8 protein-coding genes are annotated in these 14,940 nt (G+C 36.1%); all 8 read left to right on the top strand.

Annotation, left to right across the window (positions count from 1 at the left end; translation table 11 throughout):
• Positions 1-24 precede the first annotated feature (24 nt).
• Positions 25-690: a YesL family protein gene (locus J5J03_RS04660; RefSeq protein ID WP_208586579.1), complete on the top strand. Its 666-nt coding sequence runs from the start codon at positions 25-27 to the stop codon at positions 688-690.
• Positions 683-2,221: a response regulator transcription factor gene (locus J5J03_RS04655; RefSeq protein WP_208586577.1), complete on the top strand. Its 1,539-nt coding sequence runs from the start codon at positions 683-685 to the stop codon at positions 2,219-2,221. The genes J5J03_RS04660 and J5J03_RS04655 overlap by 8 nt, the downstream gene beginning before the upstream one ends.
• 10 nt (positions 2,222-2,231) lie before the next feature.
• A complete protein-coding gene (locus tag J5J03_RS04650) occupies positions 2,232-3,992 on the top strand; it encodes a sensor histidine kinase (protein ID WP_208586575.1) in 1,761 nt (586 codons plus the stop codon).
• 266 nt (positions 3,993-4,258) lie between these two features.
• Positions 4,259-5,980, top strand: coding sequence for an extracellular solute-binding protein (locus tag J5J03_RS04645; protein ID WP_208586573.1), 1,722 nt, complete (start codon positions 4,259-4,261; stop codon positions 5,978-5,980).
• Positions 5,981-6,204: 224 nt separating this feature from the next.
• Positions 6,205-7,173, top strand: coding sequence for an ABC transporter permease (locus J5J03_RS04640; RefSeq protein WP_208586571.1), 969 nt, complete (start codon positions 6,205-6,207; stop codon positions 7,171-7,173).
• A gap of 12 nt (positions 7,174-7,185) precedes the next feature.
• Positions 7,186-8,103 carry a carbohydrate ABC transporter permease gene (locus J5J03_RS04635; protein ID WP_208586569.1) on the top strand — a complete coding sequence of 306 codons (918 nt, stop codon included), beginning with the start codon at positions 7,186-7,188 and terminating at the stop codon, positions 8,101-8,103.
• Between the two features lie 20 nt (positions 8,104-8,123).
• Positions 8,124-9,116, top strand: a complete 993-nt coding sequence (locus J5J03_RS04630) for an endo-1,4-beta-xylanase (RefSeq protein ID WP_208586567.1) — start codon at positions 8,124-8,126, stop codon at positions 9,114-9,116.
• A 287-nt stretch (positions 9,117-9,403) separates the two neighbouring features.
• Positions 9,404-14,770, top strand: a complete 5,367-nt coding sequence (locus tag J5J03_RS21940) for a family 43 glycosylhydrolase (protein WP_231710603.1) — start codon at positions 9,404-9,406, stop codon at positions 14,768-14,770.
• Positions 14,771-14,940 lie beyond the last annotated feature (170 nt).

The following is a 14,940-nucleotide window of genomic DNA, read 5'->3' as shown; positions in this document are numbered from 1 at the left end:
CGTTTTCAATAAAGGGGGGTCACAATGGCAAAAACAGTAAATTCCAATGGCTTTTATCGTTTTTTGGAATGGTTGATGTGGATTATGTATTTAAATTTGTTGTGGGTAATGATGTCACTTGTTGGCTTGCTTGTTCTCGGTATATTTCCGGCTACAGCGGCTTTAGTGATTACCATGAGGGAGTGGTGTGTGCGAAAGGATGAGATTGCTTTTAACAAAACATTTTTCAAAGCTTATAAGCATAAGTTTATCCAATCAAACGTAATCGGCTATCTATTGACTATTATTGGCTATATTTTATATGTGGATTTTCAATGGATTACCCAGCATACTTCAACCTTTCAATCATTATTTCTGGTCTTATTTATCGTCATTGGGATTATTTACACGATTACGATATTGTACATATTTCCAACCTTTGCACATTTCGACTTAACGATACGGCAAACATTTAAGCATGCGATTGTATTAGGGTTATTTAGTCCTTTTGTTACGCTAGCAATGTTCGTTGCTTTATTTTTACTGCAATATGTATGGAGGTTTATTCCTGGTCTACTCCCAGTCGTTGGCATCAGCTTCACTTTTTATATTGTCACTCGGTTGGCTATTTTTGCCTTTGAAAGCTTTGAAAACAGGCAGCAAAGCTTATTAGAGAAAGAATATATGAAAGGGGAGAAGAAGCATGTATAAAGTTTATTTGGTCGATGATGATGTCTTTGTTCGTAAAGGAATCAAAACATTGATAGATTGGGAATCATATGGCTTTACAGTCTGCGGGGAAGCAGGAAATGGAGAAGATGCATTGACGGAAATAAAGAAACTTCAGCCAGACCTTGTATTAACCGATATCAGAATGCCTGTCTTAGATGGTTTGGATTTAATTAAACATGCGAAAGAAACGTTATCCCAATCCCCTTATTTTATTGTCATTAGTGGATATAACGATTTTAAATATGCACAGCGCGCACTTCGTTATGGAGTAAAAGATTTTATTTTGAAACCTGTTGATCAAGATGAAATTCATCAAACATTGAAAAAAATAGCTGATGCGATCGAAGCTGAATATGAAACCAAACAAATGGAAGATAAATTGGAAACGGTATCAGAATTGAAGAAGTTTCTTTTATGTGACAAAGAATGTAACCTGTCAAATGAATGGCAGCATCCTTTCTTGGAAGCGACGGCTTATACATTTATAAAAGCCGAGTTAAACGGCTTGAATATGGATTATCAACAAAGCTTTGAACAATTAGAAAATGTTTTGCTTTCGATGGACGCACAAAATCATTTTATCTGTTTTGAAGATAATATCAATTGCTTTGGTTTGGTAATCAGTGACAAATTTTTGTCTGCGAATCATCAAACGCTAGATCAATTTCTCCATGAGTGGTATCGGCGAGCAGATTTAGATATGCATATTTATTGTGGTGAAACGGTTCAGAAGGTCGAAGAATTAACTACTTCATATAAGACGGCAAAAAAGTGTGTGCAATTCAAATACTTAGTTGATGAGCCGATTATTACATCTGCCATGATTGCTGAAAAAGGTGTGTTTTTCATTGATCTAGATCAGGCCTACTATGACAAAATGATGGAATGTGTAGAAGAAAATAGTCATGAAAAGATCGACAAACAATTAAATAAGATGCTACAAGCTTGCAAAGAAATGAAGTTCGCTAAAGATGCTTGGCGAACCATGGTTAACCGCCTCAATCATAAAATTCTTAAATCGATTAAAGAATCAGAAGGAAATGAACAGGAAATCGCCAATTTAAAAGAAATGCTAGAGTGGGACCAATATTCTTTAAGTCTTCAGCAATTACAAGTTTTATGGGGAGATTTTATCAAAGATGCAGCCAACATCCTGGCTAAATTAAATCAAAACAATGTGAAAGGAACCATTTATCAAATCAAGAAATACATCCATACGCATTATGATCAACCGATAACGCTAAAATCGATTGCGAACAAATTTTTTATGAATCCGGTATACATGGGGCAATTGTTTAAAAAAACATATGGTGTTTATTTTAAGGATTACATCTTAACGGTAAGAATGGATGAAGCTAAGAAACTCTTACGAACTACCGATTTAAAAGTGTATGAAGTGGCAGAAAATGTCGGATTTAATAATCCAGATTATTTTGTTACGCAATTTGAAAAGATTGTTGGAACCACTCCGTCACAATATCGAAAAAAATTAATGGATCGAATCAGTTAGAAGGGTTTCTATGAAAAAAATTCACTTAAATGATATTCGCATTCGCAATAAGTTATTATTCATCTATATGTTTTCCGTATTTTTACCGATTGTACTCACGAATGTTATCTTCTATAATGTGACGTCAGAAAATGTCCGTACCCAAAAAATACATGATAATGAACTTGCGTTACGGCAAGTGGCTAATAGCTTTAAACAAGGAGTTGAGGATGCTGTCGGAATAGCATCCGTTCTTTATGCTGATGCGTTTGTCTATCAATTATTAGATACTACGTATGAGTCACCGGTAGATTTTATCATAGCATATAATAATAATTTTCGTGATATTAATAAATATACACCAGTATATTCTTCAATTCGTTCCATTTATTTATATACAGACAACCCGACAGTCATTACAGCAGGTGGAGTATTTGCGATTGATGATTCAGTAAAGGAGTCACATTGGTATCAATCAACACTTGAAACGAGAAAAAAATACCCAGTTGTAACAAGGAGTACCGCAGAAAATGGTGATCTAAGCCAATTTGTCGTCGTAAGAGCTTTAGACTCAAGTGATACTTCATCACACGAAAAGGTTATTATGATTAATTTAAATGATCGTTTTATTCATCAGCTGTTCGAAAATGAAACATTTGAGGGAGATATCTATTTGTTAAATGAGGAAAATAATATCGAATATACCACGAATGAATCTGTTCCGTGGCAGTCTGAGTATATTGCTTTTGATACTATTTCGATTCCTAACCATGCTACCGTATTAGAAGAATCCTATCCGGTACAGTATATAGATGATTGGAAAGTTGTAGGTGTCATGCCGGAAGATCAATTGTTAGCAGAAGTAAGAAAGTCAATTCCGTCTATTTTATATTTAGCGTTATGGAATTTTGTGATCCCGACCTTATTTATCATTTATATTGCTGGTAATATTCATTTTCGCCTAAATACGATCGTGAAGAAAATGAGAAAAGTCAAAAATCAAAATTTCGAGCTAATACCTGGGAAACCATATAAAGATGAGATAGGTGTATTAACAACCGAATTTAATCGAATGTCCAAGAAGATTAAAGATTTGATCAATGATGTTTACATTGCACGGATTCAGAAAAAAGATCTGCAAATACAAAACAAAGAAACACAATTAAAAGCATTACAAAGTCAAATTAATCCACATTTTTTATTTAACGTACTGGAAACGATCAGAATGAGAAGTTTATTGAAAAAAGAAGATGAGACGGCTGAAATCATTCGTAATATGGCACAACTGTTAAGAAACTCGATTACTTGGGATAAAGACTTTGTAACGGTGAAAGAAGAAGTGCAATTAATCCAAGCCTTTTTAGAAATACAAAAATATCGTTTTGCTGACAAGATGCAATATAGTATTCAACTATCAGAAGCGGCAGAAAATGTCTTAATACCAAATATGACGATTATCCCTTTTGTCGAAAATGCTAGCATTCATGGGATTGAACGATTAAAAACAATCGGTAAGATCGACATAAAAATTGAAATGGATAATAACCATCTTATTTGTATGATAGAAGATAATGGGGTTGGTATGGAAGAAGGTACGTACAATGAGATTGTTGAATCCTTTCAAGAAAATGAAATTACAGGGGAGAGCATCGGTATAAGGAATGTTTATCAGCGGTTAAAAATGTATTATCAGGATAACTTTGAATTAAAAATTGAAACAGCACAAGGTCAGGGCACAACCGTTTATCTTAAAATCCCTGTTAATGTTCAAGCGATAGGGACTGTTCAATAAGGTTAGTAGGAATAATCAAGACGGAGCAAGTGTTGTCTGTGGAAACGAGACTATTCCCGTTACTAAGTAGCGAGCTAATCTTATGGGTAGTCTCTTTCTTTTGGTTAAAGTTACTAAAACTTTGTGAACTATTGATTATTATAGTTTATTTTTCAAAGTTTCAGCTAAACTTTGATGGGTAACAATTCAAAACGTTACACGTTACAATGAAAGTGCTTACAAAAGGCGAAAAAGAAAATTTTAAAAAAGGAAAGGGGAATTAGTTTATGGGTTGGAAAAAGAATACATGGCTATTAAGCTTACTTGCCGCACTATTGTTACTATTAGCAGCTTGTAGCGATGATAGTGAGGAAACAGGCTCTACTGATAGTGGCGATGACAGCTCTGAAGAGTCAAGTAATGAAGAAAATGATAGTGGAGATGATGGAGAGGTTTACACTTATGATTTCTTTGATGCATCTGGTCCTGGAGAAGATATCAATACAGCCGAGACAACGCTAGGAAAGATGTTTGAAGAAGAAACAGGTGTAAATTTTGACATCGAGCACATTGTTGGGGATGTAAACCAAAAGATTGGAACAATGATTGCAAGTGGTGAATATCCAACATTATTAAATGCAGAACAGTCAACGGATGCAGTTATTGATGCAGGTGGTTTTGTAGCATTGAATGACTTGATTAAAGAACATGCACCGAACTTATATAAAATGTATGAACCTTATTGGGAATTGATGAAACGAGATGATGGGAATATTTATGTTATTTCATCTGGTGCGCCTCACGGTTACCGAAAACCAGCAAACTTGAATCAAGGAGCATGGTGGATAAAACGTGATGTACTTAAAGAATTGGGTTATCCAGAACCAAAAACCCTAGAAGATTATTTTAATATTATTGAGGAGTACACAGTTGAAAACCCTCAAATTGACGGTGCAGAGACAATTGGATTTACTGCGCTAACACATGATTGGAGATTTTTCGCACTTTCCAATCAACCTATGCATTTGGCAGGATATCCAAATGATGGTGGGGCTTTAATTGATATGGAAACGCGTGAAGCGGAAGTTTACAATGATAAAGAAATTACGAAAAACTGGTTGCAGAAATTAAACGAAGTGAATGACAAAGGTTTATTTGACCAAGAAGCATTTACTCAGAATTATGATGAATACCTTGCAAAAATCACTTCTGGAAGAGTGGTTGGTTTCTTCGACTATCGCTGGCAAGTAGGTCAAGCCTTAGACACATTAGAGGAAGATGATGATCCATATAATGATTATATGGGCTTTCCGGTAGTCTTTGATGAAGACACGAAAGATCAATATCTTGATCCAATCGGTTTTACTGCTTCACCTGGTATGGGTATTACAGCCGGTACACCTGAAGAGGATCAAATACGTATTATAAAATACCTTGATCATATCGCAAAAGAAGAAACACAAAAACTAATCACGTGGGGAATAGAAGGGGAAACTTATGAGGTAGGCGAAGATGGTCGTTATTATCGTACGGAAGAACAAATTGATGAAACATCTAGTACAGAATTCCGTGATGAATTTGGCTTCTCATATTTCGAATGGGGCTGGCCGCGTATGAATGGTGAATATGAGGATGGAAATGCAGTTGAACCTCCGAAACAAGAGGAAGTTGCTAGTTTAATGTATGATGAAGGCGATAAAGAGTTCTTGGATGCGTATGAAATTGACACCTTTACAGGATTGTTCTCAGAACCTGATGAACGTCCTTGGTATCCTGCATATGATGCACCTATTGAAACAGGATCTGAGGCTCAATTGTATGAACAACAGTTAGATGACTTGATGAAACGTAAATTCCCTGAAATTATATTTGCAGACCCTGGTGAATTCAATGCTCAATGGACATCATTTAAAGATGAATTTTCAGGTCTTCCTTTTGCAGCATACGAAGAAGTAATCACAAATTTTGTGCAAAACAAAGCAGCACTTGTTGAAGGTAGTGCTGAGTAAGTAGTTAAAGAGTTGAAGGGGGAGGCTGACTTCTTTTATCAGCCTTCCGCTTTTTACAATAAGCCAATATTTTCAAACAACTAAGATTCTTTGTTGTTTTCGGACCATTCAGATAAGAATGAAGTAAATCTTTTAAGGGATTGTTCATTAGGCGAGCTGTTATGTTTGCCTGATGGTCCGAAACCATAAAGAAAATTTTTAAGGTAAGAAAAGGGGGACTATCGATGCAATCAGAATCAACTATTAAAACAAAAACAATGTCGCAAGCAGATGATAATAAAGGCTTGAAAGGTTTTTTTAAGAAATGCAAACAACAGCAGGCACTTCTTTGGATGACTGTACCTTTTGTTATCTGGGTGTTTATTTTTAAATATTTACCGGTATGGGGCTGGTCCATGGCCTTTCAAGACTATAAACCAGCATTAAGTTTTTCCGATCAGGAATGGGTAGGTTTTAAACATTTCCTGTTTTTATTTACTGATGATCGTTTTCTTGGTGTACTTCGAAATACGCTAGCACAAAGTCTAATTAACCTTGTATTAGGATTTATTACAGCAATCACACTAGCAGTATTAATTAATGAATTATCTAATATGAAATTTAAACGAGTAGTTCAAACGATCAGTTATCTGCCACACTTTTTATCATGGGTAGTAGCTGCAGCGTTAGTTTCTTCAGTATTATCAATTGAAGGTATTTTTAACGAAATATTAATGGGATTAGGTCTTATTGACAAAGAAATTCTTTGGTTAGGTGTAGGGGAGTACTTTTGGGGAATTTTAGGTGCTGCCGAAACATGGAAAAATGTCGGATGGAATGCAATTATTTATTTGGCTGCGATTTCCATGATTGATCAGGAGCAATATGAAGCAGCGAAAATTGATGGAGCTTCCCGAATTCAGCGAATCTTGCATATTACTATTCCTGGGATGAAGTCTGTTATCATCGTTCTTCTAATTATGAATATTGGTTATATTTTAGAGGCTGGTTTTGAACCACAATACTTACTAGGAAATGGTCAAAACGTCGAATACTCGGAAAATATCGATGTATTTGTTATTAAATATGGTATATCGATGTTTAACTTCTCACTAGCAACCGCAGCAGGTATGTTCAAGACAGTCATCAGCTTTATATTCCTAATAGCAGCCAATTCATTATCGAAGAAAATGGGTCAAGGCGGACTTTATTAAGGGGGACTATCCATGTTTAAACGAAAAAAAGCAAGTTTTATGAGAACAAAAGAAGATATCATTTTTGATACATCTAATATTATTTTTATGATTATTCTTTGTATATTTATGTTGTATCCGTTCTTAAATCAAGTTGCGATTTCTTTAAATGATGCAACAGATTCTGTTCGTGGCGGAATCTATTTATGGCCAAGAGAATTTACATGGCACAACTACGAGCACGTATTTGAGAAGGCTGCTATCTATCAGGCTATCTTTATTTCGGTGCTAAGAACAATTGTTGGAGCAGGTATCGGATTATTTTGTACCGCAATGGTAGCTTATGCTATTGCACAACCGAATTTTATCTTTAAGAAGTCAGTGACGATAATTTTTATTATGACGATGTATTTTAATGGTGGTTTAATCCCTACATTTCTATTAATGAGAGATTTGCAATTAATTGGATCTTTCTGGGTTTATATTTTACCAACTTTAATTAGTGCCTTTAATTTGATCATTATGCGTTCCTTTATAGAAGGGTTGCCAAACAGTATTTTTGAATCAGCAAGAATTGATGGGGCAGGAGATTTTCGAATTTTCTTTCAGATTGTTTTACCGTTATCCTTACCGGTCTTAGCAACGGTTGCTCTGTTTGTGGCCGTGTTTCAATGGAATCAATGGTTCGATGTGTTTCTATACAATTCAAGTCAAGAACATCTAACAACACTTCAGTACGAGCTGATGAAAATTTTGCAAAATTCAAGTACGACCTCAAGTGGTGACATGGCATCTGCTTTTGCTAATTCAGCTGACGGTGGTTCTAACATGGTAACACCTAAATCGATTCAGGCGACAATGACAATAGTTGCAAGTGTACCAATTATTATGGTTTATCCATTCTTGCAACGATATTTTGTTAAAGGGATGACACTTGGAGCAGTAAAATAGAAAATAAAGGAGTAATACGAATGGCAGAACAAATAATGAGTCTTTATCAGCATTTTGAGGAAGATTTCAAAATTGGGGCAGCGATTAACCAACGGACCATGTATTCATCAGAAGAAGTAATTAAAAAACATTTTAATAGTTTAACAGCAGAGAATGAAATGAAGTTTGAGAGTGTTCATCCGAATGAAAATGAATATACATTTGAGATCAGCGATAAAATGGTAGCATTTGCAGAAAAACACCAAAAAGCAATGAGAGGTCACACGTTAGTATGGCATAATCAAACGAGTGATTGGATTTTTGAACAAAATGGTGGACTGGTTGACGCAAAAATCTTATTAAAAAGAATGAAAGATCATATTGATACTGTTGTTGGTAGATATAAAAGTAAGATATACAGTTGGGATGTTGTCAATGAAGTAATTGCCGATGAAGAGGACAAGTTTTATCGTGATTCTAAATGGTATCAGGTGCTTGGAGAGTCATTTATTGAAAAAGCATTCGAATATGCACATTCGGCAGATCCAGATGCAACACTACTATACAATGATTATAACGAATCGAATCCAGCCAAACGGGATAAAATCTATCAATTAGTCAAGCAGTTAAAGGAAAAAGGTGTACCCATTCATGGAGTTGGTATGCAAGCTCACTGGAATATTTACGATCCATCCTTGGATAATATCCGTAAGGCGATTGAAAAGTATGCATCTTTAGGTATCGAAATTCAAATTACCGAGATGGATGTATCGATGTTTACTTTTAATGATAAGCGGACAGATTTAACCGAACCAACAGAAGAAATGGAAGCCCTACAAATGGAAAGATATTTACAATTCTTTGAGGTCTTTAAAGAGTATAAGGAGAATATCGGAGCTGTAACGTTCTGGGGAGTGGCAGATGATTATACATGGCTGAACGATTTTCCTGTAAAAGGGCGGAAAAACTGGCCATTTCTTTTAGATGAAAATCAACAACCTAAAGAAGCAATGAAGAAGATTATCGCAACATAAATATCGTGATTTTGCTAAAATATTATTTTGATGTATGTATAAACTCGTTTTCTATCCTGTGAAACGAGTTTTCTTTGTAAAGGAAAATAAATATAAAAAAATTGTAATCTTATAAAAAAATATTCTATTAAATATTTGCAATTAACATGAAATAATATAGGAGAGGTTGATCAATATTAGTGATATTTTCATTTTTATAGGGGGGTTATGAGAGTCTAAGGGTTTGATGAAGGTAATTGAGGTAATAAGGTTATGATTCGGAATTAAAAAAGGAGTGATTTGATTATATGAAGAATAAATCATTATTATTTTTGGTTGCGCTTACAATAATATTTGCTTATATTCCTAATATGGGTGCCTTAGCACAGGAAACAAAAAATAACATAGCTAAAAATCCGGTTGTATGGGCCGATGTACCAGACCCTAGTGTTATTCGTGTTGGAGATACTTATTACATGTCAAGCACAACCATGCATATGAATCCTGGCGTTCCTATTATGAAATCAAAGGATTTAGTCAATTGGGAAATAGTTAATTATGCATATGATACGCTTGATAGAGGGGAAGAACAAGCGCTTAGAAATGGTCAAAATGAATATGGACAAGGATCATGGGCAAGTAGCCTTCGATATCATGAAGGTATATTTTATTTGGCATTTGCCTCCAACAGCACTGGAAAAACATATATTTTACAAACAGATGATATTGAGAATGGAGAATGGAACAAAACGACATTAGATAATCTATACCATGACATGTCTTTGTTGTTCGATGATGATGGTCGAGTTTACATGGTGTATGGTGCTACGGATATTAGAATAATAGAACTCACATCTGATGCATCTTCTATTAAAGAAGGAGGACTTGACAAAGTTCTAATTCCTGATGCAGGTTCGATTTCAGGTTCACAACATATTATTAATGCAGAAGGTGCACATCTTCAAAAAATTAATGGTAAATACTATGTTTCACTGATATCTTGGCCGGAAAATAGCGGACGAACTCAATTAGTGTACCGTTCAGATAGTATAGACGGAGAATATGAAGGAAAAGTAGTATTACAGGATTCTGGTATTGCCCAAGGAGGAATGGTTGATACACCTGATGGGGAATGGTATGGTTTCTTATTCGGAGATCGAGGATCGGTTGGACGAATTCCTTACTTAGTACCTGTCACTTGGGAAGATGATTGGCCGGTATTCGGCGTGGATGGTAAAGTTCCAGAAGAGTTGTCTATAACTGCAGAAGGGGCAAATTCAATTAGTAATATTGTGCAATCCGATGAATTCTACCAATCGTATGAAAATAGTAATACAGTAAGTGCATTAAACACTAGTGATGCGTCAGTAGAAGGTGCTGCTTCATCAGATGAAAAAGAAATGATGTTGGCTACACAGGAATTACTTGATGTTAATAACGGTACAGAACTGCTAGAAAATGGTGGTTTTGAAGATGGACAAGAACCGTGGAGGGTAAATGGGGAGGCTACTGTTCAGGTCGCTGATCAAGAAGCCAACAGCGGCACCAACAGTTTATTAGTGACAGACAGAGTTGCAACGGGTGACGGACCGAAACAAGTAATTACCGATAAGGTACAGGAAGGAAATACGTATGAATTTTCAGCACAGGTAAAATATACAGAAGGGCCAGATCAGAAACAATTTAATTTTAATATCCAACATGGTACAAGTTGGGAAGGCATTGAAGTTATCGGATCTGGAACAGTAAACAAAGGTGAGTGGGGAACTGTAGAAGGTACCTACACTATCCCAGAAAATGTAGACTTTTCAGAAACCTTTATATTCATTGAGACACCTTGGGTTTCTGAACCTGATTCAGAAGTAGACTTATTAGATTTCTATGTGGATGATATATCATTTGTAGATGTTACACCAGATCCTAATCTAATTGAAAATGGCGGTTTTGAAGAGGGAATAGATCCATGGACAGAATACCGAAATGCTAGTATTGAGGTAACTGATCAAGAAGCAAACAGTGGATCCAGTAGTTTATTAGTTTTTGATCGCCAGGCAACTGTTGACGGTCCACAACAAGATTTAACGAATAAAGTGGTAGCTGGTGGAACATACGAATTTTCAGCTAAAGTGAAATATACCGAAGGTCCAGATCAGAAAGGATTTAATTTTAACATTCAAAATGGACCAACTTGGGAAACGATTGAGGTGATCGGATCTAGTTCCATTACAAAAGGTGAGTGGGGAACGATTGAAGGTACTTACACAATTCCTGCAGACGCAGATTTGTCTGAGTCATTCATTTTTATTGAAACAACGTATGCAGATCCGGCTGATCCTGACAATGATTTAATGGATTATTATGTGGATGATGTATCTTTTACACAAACATCTGCCCCCGAACCTGAGCCTGATACAGAAAAAAGTGGAGAGTATGAAGATAATGGTTCTAACCTAGGTATAACATGGCAGTGGAACCATAATCCTAATAATAATTTTTGGTCACTGACCGACCGTTCAGGTTATTTAAGACTAATAAATGGAAGAACCAGTACAAGCATCCATGATTCAAGAAACACACTTACCCAAAGAACATTTGGTCCTGAAAGTTCTGGAGAAGTAGCAATAGACATAAGTAACATGAAAAATGGAGATGTAACTGGTTTAGCAGCCTTCCAAGAGAATTATGGATTTGTAGGGGTGAAAACGGACGGTGATTCTAACTCTATTGTGATGGTAAATGGTGATTCTGAATCAGAAGAAGAAATAGAAGCAGTCGAAATTGGCCAAAATAAAGTGTACTTAAAGGTGGATTTTGATTTTAAAAATCAAACAGACAAGGCGTATTTTTATTATAGTCTTGACGGTGTAAATTGGACAAAAATAGGGAATACGCTACAAATGGAGTACACAATACCTCATTTCATGGGTTATCGTTTTGCACTGTTTAATTATGCAACACAAGAAACTGGCGGATATGTAGATTTTGATTATTTCAGAGTAGATGATAAGATCACAGATTCTGAGTCTTCCCAAACAGTATTAAATGCAGACTTAGGAGATGTTTCTGACATTGTTGGTGCTCCTAATGTTGAATTTGAGGTTCCACTTGAAATGGATGCTCTTCCTGAAGGAAATCACACATCTATAGCTGCCTCTATTGATATTCCGAAAGGTTTAACAGTATCTGGAGTAGATTTTAACACAGATAATATTGATGGTGAAAGTACGTTTAGTTATGACAATCATCAATTAAAACTAAATGTCAATGGAGATAATGTCCACTTTAGTAACGACTCCTCCAATTTATTTGCGACGCTTAAATTAAAAGTGACTGATTTTGTTACAGAGGATCGAACAGAAGAAATAAGGATCAACTATATCGACGTAACTAGTAATCAAGATGTAGCATACAATGTACATGATTCTATTGCAAATATTGATTTAATACTACTAGATACAGAAGCGCTGGCAAAGATACCAGGTTTCAACAACCCGCTAATAAGCCATAAGTATGGTGCAGATCCAAATGCTTTGGTTTATGATGACAGAGTATATATCTATTTGACAAACGATCAAGTGGAATACGATGAAAACGGAAATATCATTGATAACAATTATGGAAGTATAAATACCATAACAGTTATTTCATCAGATGATATGGTTAATTGGACAGATCATGGTGCCATTCCGGTTGCTGGACCAGATGGTGCAGCAACGTGGGCAACTAATTCGTGGGCAGTAGCAGTTGGGCAGAAAGAGATTGACGGTAAGGATAGATTCCTCTTATACTTTTCAAATAATGGTTCAGGAATTGGTGTATTAACAGCAGATTCGCCTATTGGACCATGGGAAGATCCGATTGGAGAACCTTTAATTGATGGAAGTACTCCTGGTACTGAGGGTGTTGTATGGATATTTGATCCAGATGTATTAATTGATGATGATGGTGAGGGTTATCTCTATTACGGTGGAGGAGTTCCTGGTGGAAATAATCCAACACAAGAGCAGGCAGAACATCCTCAAACTGCTAGAGTAATAAAATTAAGTGATGATATGATTCATACAGAAGGTGAAGCACAAGTAATTGATTCACCATTCCATTTTGAGTCGAGTGGTATCCATAAATATAATGGAAAATATTACTACTCTTACAGCACTAATTTTTCTGGTGTGCGCCAAGTAGATGACCCTAAGTATGCCGAGATCGCATACATGGTAAGTGACGATCCTATGGGTCCATTTAATTATGTCGATGCTGTTTTGAAAAATGGGTCTGAATTTTTTGGCGTCGGTGGAAACAACCATCAAGATTTCTTTGAATTTAAAGATCAATGGTATATTACATACCATGCTCAAACTTTAGGGAAAGCTTTAGATTCAGTGAACGGTTATCGCTCCCCCCATTTAAACAAAGTAGACTATTATGATAACGGTAATATAAAAGACATTACTGCAGATATGGAAGGTGTTTCACAACTTCAGAATTTAGACCCATTTCAAAGGAACGAGGCCGAAACCATTGCGTGGAACGCGGGTATAGCAACAGAGGATTCAGCAGCACCAGGTAACATGATCGAGGAGGTAAATTTAAATGTTACAGATATTCATGACGGTGATTGGCTAGCGGTATCAAATATTGATTTTGGACAAAATGGCGCTGAAATATTTGAAGCCAATGTTGCTTCTACAGTAGGTGGTACAATCGAACTTCGCTTAGACAGCCCGGTTGGTGAAGTAATTGGTACACTAGAAGTGGATGCCACTGGAGGAGCGCAAAATTGGAAGTTAATTGAAACAGATTTATCAAATGTTTCAGGGATTCACAATTTATTCTTCCTGTTTAAAGGAGACAGTGAAGGCGAGTTATTTAATTTTGATTACTGGAAGTTCACGGAAGCTGATGAAGAAAATAGGATACCTGATGAAGAGACAACTGAGCTTGAATTAGGTGGAGAAGGACAAGAAGTTGCAGCTGGTAAAACATACAGTGTTAGTGGCATAAATGCTAACGTTACTATGCCAACTGACCTACCTGCAGGAACAAAAGTAACCGTAATGACTAAGAATGTTGAAGAAACAAATTACGAAGGTTTAACCCCTGCTGGTGAAATGTTAACTTTCACATTGGAATATCCAGATGGGTCTATCATCCCATCGAATGAATTCGCATTAGAGTTCGGTTATAATGAGGATGCTAAAACAGATTCTCTTGCAATCTACTATTACAACGAAGAAGCAGATGAATGGGAATATCGTGGAGGAGAAGTGAATGAAGAAAATCAAGTAATTTCTTTGCAAGTTTCGCATTTCTCGACGTATGGAGTATTTGTATCAGCTGATAGTTCAGATGGAGAAGACGACCAAGATGGAGAAGGTGGCCAAGTGGAAGAAGATAGCCAGGATGGAGAAGGTGGCCAAGTGGAAGAAGATAGCCAGGATGGAGAAGGTGGAGAAGACGGCCAAGTGGAAGAAGATACCCAGAGTGGAGAAGACGGACAAGACAGAGAAGCTGGCCAAGATGGAGATGATGATCAAACCGGAAAAGAAAATGAATATGGTCAAGAATTACCTTCTACTGCCACTAATCTATTTAACTATTTAATTTTTGGATTATTGCTCTTCATTTTGGGTGGTATCACTCTGTCCGTAAATAGAGCTATAAGTAAAAATAAGTAAACAACCATTGAACTGGGAGTGGTTTTAAACACACTCCCATTTGCTATAACCTCCGTTTTCAAGGTATATGAACTTAGTTTTTGGCTCTTTTTATTCGGCAGGCCATCACATATTCTATTACTATATAGCTTGTCATATCTTTAAATAGACTTACTTGGCCTGCTTTGATA

The sequence above is a fragment of the Gracilibacillus suaedae genome, assembly GCF_017599345.1.
Taxonomy (GTDB): Bacteria; Bacillota; Bacilli; order Bacillales; family Amphibacillaceae; genus Gracilibacillus; species Gracilibacillus suaedae.
The sequence above is the reverse complement of the archived record's forward strand: the minus strand, read 5'-3'. Positions and strand labels throughout refer to the sequence as shown.